The 21,982-nt window shown below is 38.8% G+C and carries 11 protein-coding genes, 2 tRNA genes and 2 rRNA genes; 4 read left to right on the top strand and 11 right to left on the bottom strand.

Going from position 1 to position 21,982, the window contains the following annotated elements:
- Positions 1-32: 32 nt before the first annotated feature.
- The 11 genes from K5X82_14895 to K5X82_14945 form a co-directional block, all read right to left on the bottom strand.
- Positions 33-1,661 (bottom strand): Zn-dependent hydrolase, encoded by a 1,629-nt coding sequence (locus K5X82_14895; protein QZT36531.1) that lies wholly within the window; start codon positions 1,659-1,661, stop codon positions 33-35.
- 308 nt (positions 1,662-1,969) lie between these two features.
- Positions 1,970-3,607, bottom strand: coding sequence for a Zn-dependent hydrolase (locus K5X82_14900; GenBank protein ID QZT36532.1), 1,638 nt, complete (start codon positions 3,605-3,607; stop codon positions 1,970-1,972).
- Between the two features lie 416 nt (positions 3,608-4,023).
- Entirely contained in the window at positions 4,024-6,273 is a 2,250-nt protein-coding gene (locus K5X82_14905) for a nitric-oxide reductase large subunit (protein QZT36533.1), read from the bottom strand.
- A gap of 195 nt (positions 6,274-6,468) precedes the next feature.
- On the bottom strand, positions 6,469-7,002 hold the full coding sequence (locus tag K5X82_14910; GenBank protein QZT36534.1) for a DUF1858 domain-containing protein: 534 nt from the start codon (positions 7,000-7,002) through the stop codon (positions 6,469-6,471).
- The gene (locus K5X82_14915; protein ID QZT36535.1) at positions 6,992-8,245 is read right to left on the bottom strand and encodes a DUF438 domain-containing protein; all 1,254 of its coding nucleotides are present in this window, start codon (positions 8,243-8,245) and stop codon (positions 6,992-6,994) included. Before K5X82_14915 ends, K5X82_14910 begins: the two co-directional genes overlap by 11 nt.
- 809 nt (positions 8,246-9,054) lie before the next feature.
- Positions 9,055-10,236 (bottom strand): hypothetical protein, encoded by a 1,182-nt coding sequence (locus tag K5X82_14920; protein QZT36536.1) that lies wholly within the window; start codon positions 10,234-10,236, stop codon positions 9,055-9,057.
- A gap of 84 nt (positions 10,237-10,320) precedes the next feature.
- Positions 10,321-11,517 (bottom strand): hypothetical protein, encoded by a 1,197-nt coding sequence (locus K5X82_14925; protein ID QZT36537.1) that lies wholly within the window; start codon positions 11,515-11,517, stop codon positions 10,321-10,323.
- A 309-nt stretch (positions 11,518-11,826) separates the two neighbouring features.
- Positions 11,827-13,014, bottom strand: coding sequence for a hypothetical protein (locus K5X82_14930; protein ID QZT36538.1), 1,188 nt, complete (start codon positions 13,012-13,014; stop codon positions 11,827-11,829).
- 45 nt (positions 13,015-13,059) lie between these two features.
- Positions 13,060-14,352 carry a hypothetical protein gene (locus tag K5X82_14935; protein ID QZT36539.1) on the bottom strand — a complete coding sequence of 431 codons (1,293 nt, stop codon included), beginning with the start codon at positions 14,350-14,352 and terminating at the stop codon, positions 13,060-13,062.
- 52 nt (positions 14,353-14,404) lie between these two features.
- Positions 14,405-15,187 carry a hypothetical protein gene (locus tag K5X82_14940; protein QZT36540.1) on the bottom strand — a complete coding sequence of 261 codons (783 nt, stop codon included), beginning with the start codon at positions 15,185-15,187 and terminating at the stop codon, positions 14,405-14,407.
- 47 nt (positions 15,188-15,234) lie between these two features.
- Complete coding sequence (locus K5X82_14945; GenBank protein ID QZT36541.1) at positions 15,235-15,435, bottom strand: hypothetical protein; 201 nt, start codon at positions 15,433-15,435, stop codon at positions 15,235-15,237.
- A 1,597-nt stretch (positions 15,436-17,032) separates the two neighbouring features.
- Between K5X82_14945 and K5X82_14950 the strand changes: the two genes are divergently transcribed.
- From K5X82_14950 to K5X82_14965, 4 genes are all read left to right on the top strand, one after another.
- A 16S ribosomal RNA gene (locus K5X82_14950) occupies positions 17,033-18,552 on the top strand.
- A 137-nt stretch (positions 18,553-18,689) separates the two neighbouring features.
- A tRNA-Ile gene (locus K5X82_14955) sits at positions 18,690-18,762 on the top strand.
- Positions 18,763-18,792: 30 nt separating this feature from the next.
- Positions 18,793-18,866: transfer RNA gene (locus tag K5X82_14960), tRNA-Ala, on the top strand.
- Between the two features lie 131 nt (positions 18,867-18,997).
- Positions 18,998-21,879 (top strand): 23S ribosomal RNA (locus K5X82_14965).
- The 16S and 23S rRNA genes sit together here with 2 tRNA genes alongside, the layout of an rRNA operon.
- Positions 21,880-21,982 lie beyond the last annotated feature (103 nt).

The raw sequence follows: 21,982 nt of genomic DNA on the forward strand, positions 1-21,982 counted from the left end.
TATTTTTATCCTTGTATAGATAATAGATGGAGTTATAGTTCTAACTGATCTATTCCTTGTTCAAATACTATATCTCTAGGGATTCCTGCATTTCTTATTTTAACAAGATCTGCTTTAAGGTCTGCAGGTACTATGGCTAGATCCTCAATAAGCTCTGATGCTTTTTGATAGTCACCATCTCCTTCAATAGTAAGCAATTTTGTTGCTAAATTCTTCATGGCTTCATTCATCTTCTCAAAGTTGACTTGATACTTTCCTGTTATCATGTCTTTTTCGAATGCTCCATATTGACAGAAATAGTTGAAACGAATCATGTTGGCTTTACCGCTGTTACTTGCTTCTCCAAAACGTAGTGATCTAAAGATATCAGCCATGATCGTTACATAGTTGTTCTTGATGTCATGATCTTCTCCAAGCTCTTGTGTGTTTGATAGAAGATATAGTGATAGAATATCTGCTTTACAAGACTCGATGGTGGTGTAGTGCTCTTTAAGGCTCTCGGCAACTGTTTTGTCTCCATCAAGAGTTTGTCGCATGCCGAGACTGTTGGCTAGATGAATAAAGATCGTGTTTTGAAGAAAAGCATCAAAATTTACATACTGCTGTTGCTCTTTTACAATCACCTCTCTTGTTATAGGAATAACGATCTTATCAAATTTGGCTCTCATTGCATTGCGTAAGAGCATCTGACGACTTCCTTTGGTATTTCTTATCTTGGCATCGTTAGGTAAATTTATCGCAATTGTCTTACCTGCTGCATTTCCATCTCCTTGAGAGTAGATCATATCATAGATCCCAAGCTTCGAGTGCAGTGATGGAACTTCACTTTTGTATGCTTCTGCTACAGGGAGTGTTTTTTGTAGTTCGGGAAGAATAGATATCAGTTGATCTAGTTGTTCTGATTGTCTTTCATCTTTAATTAATACGATCCCTTCATAAGAGGTCTTATATCCATATAGTTGATCTTCATAGTTCTCGATAGGGCCAACAACAAAATCTATTTTACTATCGGCAATATCCATCCATGCAATATCACTCTCATAGTATTCGTCTGTGATCAGTGACTTTGCTCGTTTGGTTAGATACGCTTTAAATTTACTATCCTCTGCAAGGGATGCCGCTTTAAGAAGTAGGGTAGATGCTTTTTGTAGCGATGCTTTGTAAGCAATATGGTAAGGTATCGCTTTAAGAGCTCCTAAGGAGTCTCTTTTAATAAGAGAAAAGTTGCTAGTCTTTATTGGGGACAGGAACTGGTCAAACTCCTCTTTATGCATATCCTTAGGATAAAGTTCAGCACCTAAAGATTTCTTTGGGATGTTAACAATAAATGATTTCTGTCCATCTAATCGATTCCAAGGTCCATAGTTAATAAGAGTTATCTCTCTTAGATGATCATCAGTTATACGGCTTAATAGATCTTCTTTGTCGCCCCATGCTTGTTTCCAATAAAGCTCATCCATGATATCTGCCACTTCAAAGAGGATGGGAAGTAACTCTTTTTGGTTATCACTTAGGTGACTTGTATTGGTGGTTAATGCGAAAGGAGCGTACTCTCCTGAAAGTTTTTGGGCATTGGTGTTACACTTGTACTCTTCTTTAGAGGGGTTACATCCTAACAGAATTAAGATGGAAAGAGTTGACAAAGTAAAGAATTGTCTCATGATGTTTTGGTTTTCATATTATATTATTTCGTGAATATATACTATATGTAAACCCATATGACGCTTATGATTTCAAAGCAGTGTGTATTGAGATTTTAAGGAGTAATCTGTGGATGTTTATGTTTTTATATTGTGTTGTTTATTAGGTGTATATGTGTTATGTTTGTTGCGTGGATGGATGTGTTGTTTGAATAGATATTTAATGATTATTTAATGCAGTGTGCGATTGTAGTTTTGAAATGTAAGAGTTAATATAATATAAATATTATTGGCTTTGGAGGTCTACCACTTCCAAAGCCAATAGTCGGTTATAGATCTAACTGATCTAACCCTTGTTCAAATACAATATCTCTTGGTATGCCAGCAGTCTCTAGTTTTACTAGGTCAGCCTCAAGATCGGCAGGGATGACTGCTAGATCATATATAAATGCAGAAGCTTTGTCATAATTGCCATCACCTTGTAGCTTTAGATATATCTTAGAGAGGTTAACCATAGCATCATGCATTTTGTCGAAGTCTACATGATATTTGCCTGTTACCATGTCTTTCTCGAATGCCCCATACTTACAGAAATAGTTGAAACGAATCATATTGGCCTTACCATGTGTATTTGCCCCACCAAAACGTAGTGCTCTAAATATCCCAGCCATAATAGTGACGTAATTATCTTTGATATCATGATTCTCACCAAGTGCTTTCACCTTGTCTAGTTCATTGATAAGGAAAAGTCCAACGATATCTGCTTTACCCAACTCAATGACAGAGTAGTGTTCCTTCAGTTGTTCCATCACCGTGTGTTTTCCATCAACAGTATGGTTCATCCCTAACCCGTGCGCGATCTCTAAAAGTAATGTATTGTCAAAGAATGCATCAAAAGTTACATACTGTTGTTGCTCTCGAACGATAAGTTCTTTACTAATAGGCACCATAATCTTATCGAACTTGGCCTTCATGCAGTTCTTTAGATATATTCTTCGACTACCTTTGGCTTGTTGCACTTTGGGATTGTTTGGAAGGTTTAATGCAATGGTTTTTCCTGCACCATTACCATCTCCTTTGCAATAGACCACATCACAAACATCTAGATGTGAATTTAGAGATGGGACTTCACTCTTATATGTCTCATCCACAGGGAGCGCTTTTTGCAGTTGAGGGAGTAGTTGTATGATATGATCTATTTTATTAGACCAACTGTCATCTCTCACAAGAACAATCGCCTCAAATGAGTTTTTGTAACCATACAATTGGTCCTCGTAACGTTCAATAGGCCCAACCACAAAGTTTAATTTACTATCTTTAATATCCATCCATGCCATGTCACTCTTATAGTAGTTGTCATCTACCAATGATTGAGCTATCGACTCTAGGTAAGCCTTAAAAGGGGGATTTTCAGCAAGTGTTGCTGCCTGTTTTAGGAGGCTAGAAGCTTTGTCCAACTCCGATTTATAGGCAAGATGATAAGGAACAACTTTAAGGTTGTTCATTGAATCTCTCTTAATGATGGTGTAATGACTCGTCTTATTTGGGTCTTTCAATTGGTCAAACTCATCTTTCGTCATATCCTTAGGATAGAATTCAGCTCCTAAGGATTTATTGCCGATGCCTACGATAAAAGAGTTATCCCCATCTAGACGATTCCATGGCCCATAATTTATTGTAGTAAGCTTCCTTAAATTATTATCCTTAATATGTTCGAACAATACCTCTTTATTTCCCCATGCTTGTTTCCAATAGATATTATCCATAATATCCGAAACTTCGAAAAGAAGAGGTAGTATCTTCTGTTGATTCTTGGATAGGTGTGAGACATCTGTAGTTAATTTTACAGGGATGTACTCTCCTGCAAGTTTTGTTGCGTCGGTACTACACACATATTCGACCTTAGATGTGCTACATCCCATCAGGAGAGATAGGGATAAGGTGATTAAAAGTAATCTATTTTTCATGTTTGTATATTTGTTATTTTAGGATATGCTCGATAAACAAATGATATGCAAATATACAACCACGTTTACTTATATAAATTAAGTGTTGTTTTATGTTAATATTAATATTATAACATATTGAAAGTATTAATGTTTTGTATACTATTAAATCAATGTTTGTAAGGGTCTTTTTTGCGTAGGTTTAAGTTAATTAAAAAATACATTAATACAGTATACTCCATAATGATATTTATCTTGTTTATGTAAAATCGATAAGAAGAGATTAATACATAATAGGATTTCTCTAAATATGGGGAAATAAATCAGCCCTAACATTGAGTTGATAGTTGTATTACGTTCGAATGTATTATAACTACCATCTCAATGTTAGAGCTGATATAATTTAGTAATTTCTTCTATGCTTATGTGTCTTTTAGTTATGACTTGTCTGATTTTTCATATGACCAGCCAAATTTTAATCCAATAACAAAGTATGCGAGGACAATGGTTCCAACTGCAAAGATTGTATCTCCAATAAAACGTAGCCATTTGAAAACAAGGATATAATCTAAATGATGGAATTCTGCCGATCTTGCATACCATAATCCTTTATCAACACTTGCTACCGTCTGTGCTAGTCCTACGGGAAGAACACTCAATAGTACCATTAAGATAAGACCAATATTTAATGACCAAAAAGCAAATCGTATTAACCCTTGTTTCCACTGTTGTGGTCTCGATAATCCCTTAACGACAAAGAGCATCAATCCTATACCTAACATACCATATACCCCAAAGAGTGCTGTATGGGCATGTACAGAAGTGGTGTTGAGTCCTTGGATATAATATAATGCAATAGGTGGATTAATCATGAAACCAAATATCCCTGCACCCACAAGATTCCAAAAAGAAACGGATATAAAGAAATATATAGGCCACTTGTAGTTAATTGTCCACGTGGTCGCTTTCATCACCCTATAGTTATGGAATCCTTCATAACCCATAAACACTAGGGGTACCACCTCTAAGGCACTAAATGTAGATCCCAATGCTAAAACAGCTGTAGGTGTTCCTGTGAAGTATAGATGATGGAATGTACCTATTATACCTCCGACAAGGAATATGGTCGCCGATGAAATCGCTGTAAAGGTCGCCACTTTGATATTGATAATCTTCATTCGTACAAAAAGGAATGCAATTACAACTGTTGCGAATACTTCAAAGAACCCTTCAACCCATAGATGAACAACCCACCATCTAAAATATTCTATAACAGAGAGGTGGGTGTGTTGTCCCCATGTAAGTCCTGCTCCATAGAAAAGTGCAATAGCAACTGCGGAGATAATAAAGAGTAGAAGTAGATTCTTATCCGAATGATTACGTTTAAGTGCTGGCATTAGTGCTCTTAACATGAGTATAAGCCATAAGATAAGTCCTACAAATAGATATATCTGCCAGAATCTACCTAGATCAACATACTCTAAGCCTTGGTGTCCAAACCAGAAGTTTGTAGTCAAACCCAGTTGTTGCATCACACCTAGTAGTTGACCTATAAGCGATCCTACCACAATGATAAGTAGTGATATAAAAAGAAAGTTAACACCTAGTCGTTGATATTTAGGCTCATAACCTGACACCGCTGGTGCAATATATAATCCTGTGGCCAACCACGATGTAGCGATCCAGAATATGGCTATCTGAACATGCCATGTACGTGTGATAGAATATGGCAAGAACTTCGCTAATGGAATTCCATATAACCCTTGACCCTCTACACCATAATGTGCCGTAACCACTCCCATGACAACTTGAAACAGAATAAGAAAGTTAACGATCCAAAAATATTTTAATGTCGCACGCATCGATGGGGTAGAGTTAATACCCATAAGAGGATCTTCTGCAGGTAGGTGAGCTTCATCAATCTCGTCTTCTTGCTTCTTTGCATGATAGAATGCCAAAACTCCAATACCTGCCAATAACATGATCACACTAAATCCTGTCCATAATAGTAAAGATCCTGATGGTTTATTTCCTATCAACTCTTCTGCTGGCCAGTTATTTGTATATGTAATGTTTTGGTTCGGTCGATCTGTCGTACATGCCCACGAAGTCCAAAAGAAGAAGGCTCCAAGCTTAAATAATTTCTCATGCCCCGAGAGTGTATTCTCTTTCATGGCATACTGCTCTCGCAAGTGAGATAGATCTGGATCATCAGAGAATAACTTACTGTAATAGGTCACGTTACTATTTACTGCATCTTCTCTTTGTAACGATAGGACAATCTGATCCGTATCACTATTATAGGTATTCTTTCTGATCTGTTTGGTTAAACGTGATTTTAATGCCGCTTGTTGCTCTGTATCTAGATCATCGTATGAACGATGAAACTCCTTCTCAGACCAACCATCTAATAGGTAAGTGGCCTCTCTGTGAATCCAGTCCGCATTCCAATCGGGTGCTGTATATGCCCCATGACCCCATATACTCCCTAACTCTTGACCTCCAATAGACTGCCATATCTGCTGACCTTCTTGGATATCTTGTTTTGTAAATATGGTCTCCCCATTACTATTTACCACCTTTGTCGGGATAGGTGGTGCTTCTCTATAAATCTCTACCCCGTAGTATCCTAGAACAGCGAAGGATACCACCATTACGACGGCAAAGTAAATCCATAATTTCTTCATAAACTTAGTTTCTAAAAATGATATGTTTCACAATAGAATTATATAGTTAGAGACCAATATAAATCATTCATCGACATGTTGCTCTCTTACCATATAACAGTCATCTTTATGTTTTAGTTATATAGAATCATGTTGTATAACCATATGATAATAAGATTCTTCGTAAATAATAGGTCCTCTAAAGAAAGACTACCATTATTTCGGTAACTGTTTCTTAAAGAAAACCCAATACTCCTGATGTCCTTTCTCTACTAGCCAATGTTCATATTGAAGACTCAAGGTCTTATCGATGATAGGGGCAGGAATGAAAGGTGCAATTACTTTGAGCATCTCATTCGATTTAAGTCTCTTTATCGAGGATAAAATATCATGCATCGGTTGCTCTCCTTCATTCAGCTTCTCTCTGATGTCAAGGGTCTCAACGATCGATGATGTGTCATGCCAGTCAGGGCGTGTGGTCTGAAAGCGATTCTCTTCTACCTCCATCATCCCAACACCTTCTTGCCCGACCTCTTTTCGTAACAGTAGTACCAGCTCTTCTACCTTAATATCTCCAATGACTGCTGCTTGTGATAGGGTTGTCACCTTAGCTACCACTTTTCTTAAGATAGGATTCTTTAATTTCTTAAAGGCAGGGGCAATCCCAATCAATACCTCTTCTAGTTGAGGATATGCTTCTAAAAGATCTGATATCTTTGTCTTAGGGGTGATTATCAAACTATGCATCATCGTCCCCTTTCTCGTTGGTATACTCTAATATTCTTCGTTCTCCCTCTAATGCTCTGTTCTCAGCAAGATCTTGAGATACCTCTAACGTTCCAAGATATTCCCCATCTTCTCCACGTAGAGCAAAATATTCAATCTTTATAAATTTACCTTTCATCTGAATCCAGAATGGTGCATGCGACGCAGCTCCCGACTTAAAATCTTCAATGATCTTCTCTACGATATGTGTACTGCCAGGAGGGTGACACAACCTAACATCTCTATTTATTATGGAACGATTACGAGCGAATATCCTCTCTGTTCCTTGTGTGAAATACTTCACCTTATCATGTTTGTCCACAAAGGTCATATCGAAGGGTACAGAATTCAAGATGGCCATAATCTCTTTCGACGTAAAACTGCCTGATGGTAGCTGAATATTACCATCCGAAGAGATTGTCGTATCAGCAACCTCCTCTATCATTCCTTCTGGCTTCCACGCTACAGTAGGATCATAAAGACAATATCCAAACTCAAGGGTTTGATTGTTTATATGCCACCAATCCTCTGTCGTAAGTACATCTAAACTCATAGGAAAAAGGATCTCCTCCTCCTTCTTAACCATATCAATGATCGACTGAAGTGTGGGTAAAAACAACAGTTCAATAGAGTCTTCTAAATCTTCCTTCGTAACTCCTTCGGTATGGAGAATCTCAATACACGCTTTAAGCTGCTCTCTTATCTGATCGTGCTTACCCCACATAATCTTAGGTGGAGCAGTGATGTCACTCCTCTCTAAATATGGAAAAACCAAATACTCTTTACGTTGGTAATGCTTATCCACATCCATCAATTGATGAAAAAGACCCTGAACACCATATACAAATGGCATGAACTCAGACGGCTCCACATGCTCTAATGAATTTAATACCTGAAAAGCTTTCTCTGCTACTCTTGTGATCTCAATATTCTCTTTCCTAAATACATCTACAGGGTGCCCTTCCGGTACATCTTGTACTCCACTCAGGTCCACATTCCCTTCCAGCACAGAGCCATGGATATCACAAAGCTGTAACACCTCCTCTTCTGGTAATCCCTCCTGTATTAACTCTTGCTCAACCTCTACTACTTCACCATATGGGATCTCTTTTAAAGTCTCAGCCAGCTCCCGACGAACCACCTCTACCGTTTCACCTTCATGTAATTTAAGTATTAACTGCTTTAACTGTTCTTTTCGATACTTCGAATTATTAATCAATTCACTCATGATGGATGCTATCTTATGATTAAATAAATAATATTCATTAGTTCTAAGACATCAATGAGCCATATGCTCTAATAAGTTAAGTAAGTCAGAACGACAATCTCATCTTACTCTTCAATTGCGAAGTCATGATCATCTAGCAATGATTCAATAGCTCTTGACCTATAACTCCTTGGTTTGAATTCCTATAATGACTTCCGATGATTAGAGTGGCATATACTTCATTAACCATATTTACAACACCGTAGGTCTGTTATTGTTTCATAATAAATTGTTAAACAGTTTATTAACTCGATATAATAAAGACAATATTCCAATAAGGGTAAACACTTTATAGACTCGTACATCAACCTTCTAGTTTATGTAGATATTAGTCTCCATTAAATGTCCATATTCAATTGATTACATAGTAAGCATAATGTTCTAATAAGCTATAATGATGGTATATGATATGAGTATTTGATATAAAAAAACGATGCTTTAACTATCGGTAAATGGTTAAAGCATCGTTTGAAATGATTGGATGCAATGTGCTGCTTAGAAAGTGATATTTATACAGAACTGGAAATAGAACTTGCTTATTTACAGTTCATCATATATAATCTTTTTAGATAATCGCTTAAGATCCATATTATACCCACCTTCTCCAATGACGTAAATATTAAAGAGGTTAGCCTGAACATTGGTTACCATCTTTTTGAATAAACACAAACCGAATTGTATCGATAAGTTAGTTACACTTCATCATTTGGAGTACCATAATAATCAATAATTATGGTACTCCATATAGTTTTCAGAAATAGACTACCCGATTATTTAAAGGCGAAGTTCAGTCCTACCTGAAAGTAGCCACCGTCATCATCTATATCACGATAAAGGTTAACTACGGACTTCTTATAGCCACCTTCAGCCGATAGATATAATTTAAACGGCTTGTCTCCAGCTCCGCGTAATACTTTATTGTGGATACATAAGTTTAATTTAGCCGCAGGACAAATATTTAGATTACTCGTAAGCTTATATTTCTCCCTAGATCCCTTTATTTGCATACTTGAATAGCCAAATCTAGCTAACAATATAATTTGACTTTGACCAATACTTATTGCTGGCCCAAAACCAATATTTATATCATAGAAGGTCATATCTGCCCCTTTTCCTTTTATGTTAATAGATCCATCATCTCCGAATAAATTCATCTTCTCAGCTATTTCGCAGTTAGTGAAGCTAAAATTTGATTCAATAAGAAATGCCTTATACATGGTTCCTACCGAAAAATAGATACCATTACCACCAATAAAATCTTTCTCAATCGGTGAATAGCCGTTCATTCCTACTCCAATAATGGTCCAAGGACCTGGATTATACGATTGCATCTCTTCCCCAAGCTCCAACTCTGATGATACACTATTTTTAGAAGACATCTCTTGGATTAGCCACGTGTTAAAGAATTGATTGTTTAGATACTCATCACTCTTTAATTGGTGTTTCAGCATCCCTATTTGCTGATAATACATCGAAGAAGCTTTATTGGGATCTGTTGTAGTAAGAAAGTTTACATATAAGATATTCTCTTTTTCTGTTATAGACGAGTTATGAACAATAGCTTTCTTGATCGTCCTAAAATTCCTTTTATAATACCTCTTTATCGTACTATATGTAGATTTATACTGTTGCATTGCTTTTTCCGATACAACCTTAGGCTTCTTGTAATCTGACACAAAAATCATTCGGTGGAACTGCTCTGGATCGTTAAAGATCATAGAACAATAAAGCCATTCAGAATACATCATAATCGAATTAGACTCATTGTCCTGTACCAATTGCTGATAGTACTTCTGTGCTTCTTCTATCTCACTGCTTTTTATACAGTCTACCATCTTCCGTTTCACTGTTAATAGGCTCTCTGACGATTTGCTATTAACAGTAGTTTGACAAAATGAGATAAGTGGACAATAGCAAAGTAAGAGTAAGAGAATCGTTTTCATTTTATTCATCTGTTGTTGATTTTAGAGACAACCATAGGTGTTAAACTATGTGTCAGTTATGATTATGCTGTTCTTTATTTCATCGTCATTTAATCAATGATTATTTCTTTTCGCAAATACCAAACCGAGGTTGATAAAAGCACCATTGTTCTCAATCCCAGATTGAAATTTCACCAAATGTTGAACATACCCTACTTCAACGGATAGAAAGATGCTATGTAATAGATTAAATGAATCTTTCTCTTTCTTATCGTAAAGACAAAGATTAAATTTAGCTGAAGGGCTAATGTTTAGGGTTTTAGAGAAAAATAGTCTGCTCTCTTCATCATTTGGATCTTCCTGGTACACTAAATAGAAATAACCAATTCTACCCATTATAACCAACTGGTTTTTTCCAATATTAATGAGACGCCCAACCCCTAGTTGAATGTTATTGTAATCAATATAAGAGTTCTGTCTTATGATAATATCTTCATAATTAGGAATATTATATGCAGTTTTATTTTTAAGACTGTAGAGCTGTAATCGTATGTCATAAATAAAATTATTATACCAACACATAAAACCCCAATAGAAACCACCTCGGGATTGCAGGATCGAATTACTTAAATTGATATTGCTATACCCAATATCCATTGCCCACCATTGCTCATCTGACTGAGAGGATGCAACAAACTTCTCAGTCTCATTATCTTTCTCAGTCTCATTATCTATCGTTATCTCGTTAATTAACCATTGGATATAAAATCTATATGTAGAACTCGAGTCACGATCTAATACCTCTATTAATTGGTTTTTAACCTCAGATGACTCCTTTTTCTCCAATATCGGATTACTGACCCAAAATAGATACGTATACAAGCTATCAACCCCATCTTGAATAGACTTCTTTTTATTAAAATGTTCTTTGATCTCTCCAAAATGTCTCTTATAGCACCGTTGAATTTCCTTTGAAGCCTTATTGCCGACCTGACTTGAATTTAAACAAGGCTCTGAATAATCCTCTATATGGGTCATCTTTATAAACTGTGCTTCATCGTCAAAGATCAGAGAACAGTAGATCCACTCTGAAAATCGCATTACATCATTTGCATCAACTCTTTTCGACAGATGTTGATAAGTCCTGTAGGCTTCATCTAACTCTTCACTACTGATCTGCTTCACCATTTTTTCTTTCATACTCCATAACGGTGATGTGGTACGATTATGGTTGGCATCCTCTCTCTTAAACTCTGCTCCTCTCACACTCCATGTGATCAAACATAGAAGTAATAGTACACTTCCCTTCATCTCTTATAACCTAAATTATCCATTCGTTTTATACCATGTGAGGAATAATCATATAACCCCCATACCTATGGGATATTATCGAAGACTAGACCCTAAATAGTGTCAATATTATGTCGTTATTCTATGTTACCACTTGAAATGATCTATACATTATATCAATGTGACTTCGATATAAAATACACCAATAGTTTTATGAATGTATTCTCTCTTCGTAAAACTGAACCTTAGTAAATGTATTTGTTCGAAAGAAAATAGATTATCACAAGTGGATATTGGGTCAACAATATCCTTATAATATCATGACTCGAATTATTTAAAAGCAAAATTTAGTCCCACTTGAAAATAACTTCCATCATCTCCAACTTTTAGCTCGTGGAACTTTATTATAGACTTATTATAGCCTACCTCACCTGTCAAATACAACCTGAATGGTCTGTCATATTCACTCTTCATTTTTTTATCATAAAGACATAAACCTATACGACCTGCGGGTGCGATATTCAAATTACTCGTAAGAGAATATGTTTTACCATTATTGCTAACCCTCATACTAGAATATCCCAATCTTCCCATAATAATAATATGACTCTTGCCTAGTGATATCATTGGACCAACACCGATATTAAGATTATAGTATGTTACACCTGTTTTGGTCGAAACATCAAATCCTGAACCATCTTCTCCAATGATGTGATCTGGTCTGGTAAAGTTGCTGAAGGTGTAGTTTAAATTACTCTCTAGATATAAGTTATTATAGATTGAACCAAAAGAAATATAAAAACCTTTGCCTTGGTCAAACAGTGAAATATTTGGACTAAATCCGCCCATCCCGACTCCAATAGCATTCCATTCGTTAGACGAGTGTGTTTTTATCCCACCTTTCATCTCTCCTTGTGTAATAATACTATTAATATCATCTATCTCATTAATAAGCCATAGGATATAGTATCTGTCTTTACTGTCTGGATTTCTATCTACATGTGCCTCCAACATCGCTTTATACTGCTTCTGTTTCTTATCCTCTATCTTTGGGTCTGTTACAATGAATTGGTAGACATAGAGGTTATTAATCTCATCGTCTAAGGAGTCTTTATGGATAATATGCTCTTTGATCTCATCAAAATGTCTATTATAATACTTTTTGATACTCTTTAAGGAGCTTCCAAATTGATGCAAATCTTCTTCTGATTGAAATACAGGTTTCTTATACCTGCTACTTATTATCTTTTGGAACTGTTCTGTATCCTCAAATATTGCTGTACAGTAGATCCATTCAGAATACAACATAATCGAATTTGCACTCTTGTTCTTTACCAATCTATTGTAAGCGTTACTAGCTTCAGTCAATTGATCTTTATTTATATGACCAATCATCTCTCTTTTGATACTCTGCACACTTTCTGCCTCTTTCTTTTTACTTTCATACAATGGATCAAATGCTTGACTATAAGCCCCAAAAGAAAGAGTGCTTAGCATTAATAAAATTATAAACCTCATAATAGATATTTTCATGTTGATTTTATTCGTAAAATATAGAACTTGCTAGTAGTGATAAGCCAATCCTATATGGGTGTTTATTTTAGATACTTCAAATATGTTTGCGTTAGAATCAAAATTATATTTAGAACATACGGTGAGATACAACCCATTAAAACGGATATAACTATGTTCATAAGAATACGAACGAAGCAATCTAAAATGTCCCGTAATACCTGCTGTAAAACGATTGTTCTTGTTATCAATCTTATACCACTCCTCCTTATCTTTCCCACTCTTACTATCCTTAATCGTCGTATTATAATTCAGAGAACTCCAACTATAACCCCCATGAACAATAACATTAATAGCCCTATTGTTATAGATAGGTATCCCACAATTAAAACCATACTCAATTAGATTGATCGAACTACCAATAGGCACTACTCTTCCATCATTCCCAGATCTGAAAGAGACACGACTTGTAAAAGTGGATACACCGAAAAATATATCAATGTAGGCAGGGATGGTCGTGAGCTTGTAATCTATTCCATATGCGGAAGCGATCTTTATATATCCCCCCTCTCCATTGGCCTTTAAATACGGTGTAGCCTCTTTGCTTAAGAAATGGGTTTGATAGCCTGCCTCAAAAGCCTTAAAGCAATACGCTGAAATGTTATCCGCCTCTTTGAGTGGGAGGCTATTCTGAAAAAGAGACCTTTGATAAAACAAATTATAATCACTATTCTGGTTTGCTATGTGATACTTCAACATACCTCTCATCAGTTGCTTATGTCTCTCTATATAACAAGGTGTTGTGATATACTCTTCGAAGAAATCCACAACCTGCTTTTGTGCATCGGTTAACCCTTCTTTGTCAAAAACATCTCGATAGAAATCCTTATGCTCAATATAGATCTCCTTTAACTTATCGTTATAACTAGAATTGGGCCAAGGGGCACTCATACTACGAATACTGACAGCCTCATTAGGGGCCGTAACTACTCTCTTCGATCCTTCTGAAATATCATTCACATACCGAAAGAACTTATCTTTATCCCCTAACATCAGGCTTATAATACTTTTCGAATACCCACTCACTTGCAAAGAGTCTTTCATCTCATGGTCCAAGAGAACATCAAAAGCCGCTGCAGCCTCTTCTAGATCTCTATGTTCCAGTTGTATCAGTATATAGTGCTTAGAATATACGTATAATTGATGATACTCCTTTTTCTGATACTCTTTCGACATCCTTTCAGTAATATCGATAGTATCCGTGAGCGAAATATCTTCAGTATGCTGCCCACATACCGTTTGTGCTATCATTAAAAGCAATAGAGAAGTTAGTTGTCTCATCATTTGTATCGTTATTTATTTTAACAACAATAGAAGCTGTTCACAATAATTGAAGTCAATCTCTTGCGAAGGGAACACTAATCCCCATCTTTATATATCCTCCACTGTTTCCTGTATTCCCATCTAGTTTAATCATAGTGACAGCATAACCAACTTCAGCCATCAGATTGATCCGAAATACGCTCTTTTTGTTATATCTTTTGGTCTGATTATATAAACAGAGGTTTAGTTTCCCACACGGTGTTAAGTCTATCGTTTTGGATAGTATATATTTATCGATATTAAACCGAGAATAACCTAATCTTCCTGTAAACGTAAAAGAACTATTCCCAAACCGCATAATATAGCCTATTCCTGTACTATAGTTTATGTAAAGATATTCTGTGCCTGCTTTAAATTCTTCCGTTTCATATTGGGTGATATAAGACATTATGTCGTACTTGGTTAATCCACCCATTATATCTGTCGAGAAATCAATATCGACATTAGATTGAATGCTTCCCATCGAAAAACTAACCCCGCGACCTTCACAAAGAAGATTAGTTTTAGGTGCAAGGATAACTCCCGCTAGCCCAACGTAGAACATATCCTGAGGCTTTTTCTTTTTACTCGTAAGTGTCTTATAGGTTCGTCGTTTTCTTTTCTTATAATTATCCGACAAAATACCACGCTCTGTAACCGATACAGTAGTTGTCGTATTGACTTCTTCTGTTTGACCTATAACAGAGCCAACGATACTTGTGGCTTTCGCCTTATCTTTCTTACTAGTTATGCCATATCCATCAGTGCTGATGAATATCATCAACAATAAAATGTAATGTTGAAATGTAAATTTCATAGGACGTCTTAAGTTCAAATAAATATGTAAATGTGGGATAACTCCTTTTAGATGTTCAATAAAATAACTGCTGAGATTGAATAATATGCCCTTTCCGAATAAGTAATGCTGTAATCAGCCTCTTCTCTTTTTACAAGTTGGTCAAAGCATATCTTCGCCATATCTATATCTTCCTGTTGTACGTAAAATATAATACTGTCTTTAAGACATTCGGTATTAGATGGGGTCGGTGTCATTAATATCTTCATTAGAAGAACTCTTTGCATTAGAGGTAAAACCAAATGCAACCACTAAAATTAATAAAAGAGATCTCATTGTGTGTCGTTAGTATTATGAATTAATGTTATGTAATACCTTATATGCCAGTTGATTGTGTAATGGCAGCTCTTGCTGTTAACCCACTGAAAATAACCATGTCGATGTGGTATAATGGCTTTAGTATCCCTATAAATGAGCATGTTAGGATCCCTTTGATTCAATCCTATTTTGCCCAGTAAACTGAAACATACTTTTTGAGATTAAATTAAAAGTATGTATATATATATGTAATATGGTATAAAAATATTAATTATTTACTTTAGTGCAATATCTAACCCCAATCATTTGTAGAGGGGGAGAGAGCTTATTTTACACTGTCCCTCTACCATCCAAATTATCCAATGATATTTACATCTCTTAACCTCTCAGATACCAACACCATAATTGGTATTTCATAATCCAGACAGAGTTTAATTTACACTACCACGAAAAATCGTTATTTCCCACCTTCTCTCCATCGATTCCCTACTTAACTATGCCTTAAAAGCTACCTACCTCGGACTTAATCCATTCCTAATCCGTCTTTAACCCGTCCCTAGTACGTCCTTTGTCCATGGTTTAGCCATGATTCGTCCATGGTTCAGCCATCGAAACCCCCGAAATCGATGGACAAACCATGGACGAATCATGGCTAAACCATGGACAAAGGACGGATTAAGTATATATTAAGGACGGATTAACGACGGATTAGGTGCGAGGTTGGTTAGGGGGAGGTGTGATTTTGGTTGCTGTTGTTCCTGGGTTGGTGTATTTGTCGTGCTGATTTTAGGGAGTGGTTGATGTGGTGTGTTTGAAATTTGATTCTGGTGTTTTTTCTCTTTGAATGGGGTTATATATATAACGGATGCATTTTTTGAGATGGGAGAGGAGTGTGGTGTGGATAGGATATGGGGTGTTGTGTGTTTTGTTTGAAAAAAGTTTTGGGTGTAACAGGTTGGTCGTAAGGGGCTGGGGGTGGAGGTCTGTTTTTTTCTAAGAAAAAACATGTTGTTTTATTTGGAATAGTGGGTGAAAATGATGTTTCTTTGCATCGCATTTGAGAACAAATGCACACGTTCTACCGACATATTTACAGTGAACTGAATATTATCCCTTCCGCTGTGTGGCTCCATTGATTCTAGCGAGATGAGAAAGAGAGGACATAAGAAGCTGATAGAAAACCAGGGCATGATTAGAGGTAGGTAGGACATTGAAATTTTGACTAGAATATAAGGTGAAAAAATATTTCACTTTTCATTTGGATCTTTCAAATGAAATGAGTTATCTTTGCAGCCACGTTCTAGAAAAAAGCGGAGAGTGTTTTTTAAGTCTCAATTAAGTTGAGAAATTATTTAAGAAAACATTTGGAGTTTAAAGATAAAATCGTTTATCTTTGCAACCGCAAAAACATCGGCGCAACGGCGACGATGGATGAATAAGATACAAAGTTCTTTGAAGATATTTTTTGATAATGACAAGTACAAAAAAGCAACCGTCAATCTAATAGATTTTTGAGTTTTTGTTGAGCTAAATTAATTAACTTTTTATACAACGAAGAGTTTGATCCTGGCTCAGGATGAACGCTAGCGGGAGGCCTAACACATGCAAGTCGAGGGGTAACGGAAGTAGCTTGCTACTAGACGACGACCGGCGCACGGGTGAGTAACGCGTATGTAATCTGCCTTGTACAGGGGAATAGCCCAGAGAAATTTGGATTAATGCCCCATAGTATTATCGAGTCGCATGACTTGATGATTAAAGCTCCGGCGGTACAAGATGAACATGCGTGACATTAGCTAGTTGGTAAGGTAACGGCTTACCAAGGCTACGATGTCTAGGGGTTCTGAGAGGATGATCCCCACACTGGTACTGAGACACGGACCAACTCCTACGGGAGGCAGCAGTGAGGAATATTGGTCAATGGACGCAAGTCTGAACCAGCCATCCCGCGTGAAGGATGACTGCCCTATGGGTTGTAAACTTCTTTTATATGCAAATAAACCTACTTTCGTGAAAGTAGCTGAAGGTAGCATATGAATAAACACCGGCTAACTCCGTGCCAGCAGCCGCGGTAATACGGAGGGTGTAAGCGTTATCCGGATTTATTGGGTTTAAAGGGTACGTAGGCGGTAATATAAGTCAGTGGTGAAATCCTGCAGCTCAACTGTAGAACTGCCATTGAAACTGTATTACTTGAGTATACTTGAGGTAGGCGGAATGAGTAGTGTAGCGGTGAAATGCTTAGATATTACTCAGAACACCGATTGCGAAGGCAGCTTACTAAGGTATAACTGACGCTGATGTACGAAAGCGTGGGGAGCGAACAGGATTAGATACCTGGTAGTCCACGCCGTAAACGATGATTACTCGCTGTTGGCGATACACAGTCAGTGGCTAAGCGAAAGTTTTAAGTAATCCACCTGGGGAGTACGATCGCAAGATTGAAACTCAAAGGAATTGACGGGGGCCCGCACAAGCGGAGGAACATGTGGTTTAATTCGATGATACGCGAGGAACCTTACCTGGGCTTAAATGTACGGCGATCGGTCTAGAGATAGACTTTTCTTCGGACGACGTACAAGGTGCTGCATGGTTGTCGTCAGCTCGTGCCGTGAGGTGTCGGGTTAAGTCCCATAACGAGCGCAACCCCTATCTTTAGTTGCTAACAGGTTAAGCTGAGGACTCTAGAGAGACTGCCACCGTAAGGTGAGAGGAAGGTGGGGATGACGTCAAATCAGCACGGCCCTTATGTCCAGGGCTACACACGTGTTACAATGGTCAGTACAAAGGGCAGCTCCTGGCGACAGGATGCTAATCTCTAAAACTGGTCTCAGTTCGGATCGGAGTCTGCAACTCGACTCCGTGAAGCTGGATTCGCTAGTAATCGCGCATCAGCCATGGCGCGGTGAATACGTTCCCGGGCCTTGTACACACCGCCCGTCAAACCATGGAAGCTGGGGGTGCCTGAAGTCTGTTACCGAAAGGAGCGGCCTAGGGTAAAACTAGTGACTGGGGTTAAGTCGTAACAAGGTAGCCGTACCGGAAGGTGTGGCTGGAACACCTCCTTCTGGAGCCGACATTAACGGTAAAGAAAATCGACGAGATTAGGTTGTTTTTTCTTGTCATATCAAAAAACCTTATATACCCACATAACCAAAGTGGATAGCGTTAGGCTGAAAAACTAAGGTGGTTATGTTTTAAACATAGTCCCGTAGCTCAGCTGGTTAGAGCGCTACACTGATAATGTAGAGGTCCCAGTTCAAGTCTGGGCGGGACTACAATCGTAATATTATTATACGAGGTTATTTGGGGGATTAGCTCAGCTGGCTAGAGCGCCTGCCTTGCACGCAGGAGGTCATCGGTTCGACTCCGATATTCTCCACACATTTATATTGATTTAGTTAGATTTAATTTGATTAGATCGGTGTATATAAGTTCTTTGACATTCTGGAAAAAAGTAATCTGTAAAAGAATACAACAGATATCGAGATTAACATTAAAGGTTAATTATAATAGAAAGTAAGTAAGGGTGTATGGTGGATGCCTAGGCTCTTAGAGGCGATGAAAGACGTGATAAGCTGCGATAAGCTTCGGGGAGGTGCAAACAACCTTTGATCCGAAGATTTCTGAATGGGGCAACCCAGCCAATTTATTGGTTATCTGACTTCGGTCAGAGGCAAACCCGGAGAACTGAAACATCTAAGTACCCGGAGGAAGAGAAAACAAAAGTGATTCCGTTAGTAGTGGCGATCGAACGCGGATTAGCCCAAACCAATGACGTTTCGGCGTTGTTGGGGTTGTAGGACTGCGATATGAGATTATGCGTGAAGTAGAAGTAACTGGAAAGTTACACCGGAGAGGGTGATAGTCCTGTACACGTAAGCAAATATGATCTAGCAGTATCCTGAGTAGGGCGGGGCACGTGAAACCCTGTCTGAATCTGCCAGGACCATCTGGTAAGGCTAAATACTCCTAAGAGACCGATAGAGAACCAGTACCGTGAGGGAAAGGTGAAAAGTACCCCGAACAGGGGAGTGAAATAGTACCTGAAACCATACACTTACAAGCGGTCGGAGCATCTTTGGATGTGACGGCGTGCCTTTTGCATAATGAGCCTACGAGTTACTCCTCACTAGCAAGGTTAAGAGCTTAAGGCTCGGAGCCGAAGCGAAAGCAAGTCTGAATAGGGCGTCGAAGTTAGTGGGGGTAGACGCGAAACCGTGTGATCTACCCATGGGCAGGTTGAAGTCTTGGTAACACAAGATGGAGGACCGAACCAGGGAGCGTTGAAAAGCTCTTGGATGACCTGTGGGTAGGGGTGAAAGGCCAATCAAACTCGGAAATAGCTCGTACTCCCCGAAATGCATTTAGGTGCAGCCTTGGATATAGTATTGCAGAGGTAGAGCTACTGATTGGATGCGAGGGCTTCACCGCCTATCAACTCCAGACAAACTCCGAATGCTGTAATATGATTACCAGGAGTGAGGGCATGGGTGCTAAGGTCCATGTCCGAAAGGGAAAGAACCCGGACCATCAGCTAAGGTCCCCAAGTATATGTTAAGTTGAACAAACGAGGTCTGATTGCATAGACAGCTAGTATGTTGGCTTGGAAGCAGCCATTCATTTAAAGAGTGCGTAACAGCTCACTAGTCGAGCGATCGGGCATGGATAATAATCGGGCATCAAACATATCACCGAAGCTATGGATTTAATGGACTACCATTAAGTGGTAGGGGAGCATTCTGACTGCGTTGAATGTGCACTGTGAGGTGCGCTGGAGCGGTTAGAAAAGCAAATGTAGGCATAAGTAACGATAAGGAGGGCGAGAAACCCTCCCACCGATAGACTAAGGTTTCCTGATCAACGCTAATCGGATCAGGGTTAGTCGGGACCTAAGGGGTAGCCGAACGGCGAACTCGATGGACAACGGGTTAATATTCCCGTACTTTATATAGTTGTGATGGGGCGACGGAGTGATGAAAGCACCGCGTACTGACGGAATAGTACGTTGAAGGGCGTAGGTTATGAGATGTGTAGGCAAATCCGCACGTTGAGCTGAAACCCGATAGTACCGAGAGTCTTCGGACGATTGGATAGTGTGCCTAAGGGCTTCCTAGAAAAACCTCTAAACGTAGATTATATAAACCCGTACCGCAAACCGACACAGGTAGTCAAGGAGAGAATCCTGAGGTGCTCGAGTGATTCATGGCTAAGGAACTAGGCAAAATCGATCCGTAACTTCGGGAGAAGGATCGCTCCTCGCAAGGGGAGCCGCAGTGAAAAGGCCCAGGCGACTGTTTATCAAAAACACAGGGCTTTGCTAAATCGAAAGATGATGTATAAGGCCTGACACCTGCCCGGTGCCGGAAGGTTAAGTGGGGGCGTTATCCGTATGGAGAAGCGCTGAAATGAAGCCCCGGTAAACGGCGGCCGTAACTATAACGGTCCTAAGGTAGCGAAATTCCTTGTCGGGTAAGTTCCGACCTGCACGAATGGTGCAACGATCTGGGCACTGTCTCAGCCATGAGCTCGGTGAAATTGAAGTATCGGTGAAGATGCCGATTACCCGCAACGGGACGGAAAGACCCCGTGAACCTTTACTGCAACTTCACATTGATTTTGGGCAAGTAATGTGTAGGATAGGTCGGAGACACTGAAGCGGCGTCGCTAGGCGTTGTGGAGTCGTCCTTGAAATACGACCCTTTGCTTGTTTGAAACCTAACTCAGCAATGAGGACATTGTGTGGTGGGTAGTTTGACTGGGGTGGTCGCCTCCAAAAGAGTAACGGAGGCTTCTAAAGGTACCCTCAAGACGATTGGTAACCGTCTGTAGAGTGTAATGGCACAAGGGTGCTTGACTGTGAGACCAACACGTCGATCAGGTACGAAAGTAGAGCATAGTGATCCGGTGGTTCCGTATGGAAGGGCCATCGCTCAAAGGATAAAAGGTACTCCGGGGATAACAGGCTGATCGCTCCCAAGAGCTCATATCGACGGAGCGGTTTGGCACCTCGATGTCGGCTCGTCACATCCTGGGGCTGGAGAAGGTCCCAAGGGTTGGGCTGTTCGCCCATTAAAGTGGCACGCGAGCTGGGTTCAGAACGTCGTGAGACAGTTCGGTCCCTATCTGTTGTGGGCGCAGGAAACTTGAGAGAAGCTGCTGCTAGTACGAGAGGACCGCGGTGGACAAACCTCTGGTGTATCAGTTGTGCCGCCAGGTGCATTGCTGAGTAGCTACGTTTGGAAGAGATAAGTGCTGAAAGCATCTAAGCACGAAGCTCCACTCAAGATGAGGTTTCCTTAGAGGGTCGTTGGAGACTACGACGTTGATAGGCTGCAGGTGTAAAGGTTGTGAGACCAAAGCCGAGCAGTACTAATTACCCGAAACTTTCATTAGAATAAAAGATTAGTTGTATTTAGATTACTTTTTCCAGGAGCATGTCAAAAGATATATTGAACTATGTATGCTGATAATGTTATATCATAACATTTAAGTCAG

Source organism: Prolixibacteraceae bacterium, assembly GCA_019856515.1.
GTDB classification, from domain to species: domain Bacteria; phylum Bacteroidota; class Bacteroidia; order Bacteroidales; family Prolixibacteraceae; genus Halosquirtibacter; species Halosquirtibacter xylanolyticus.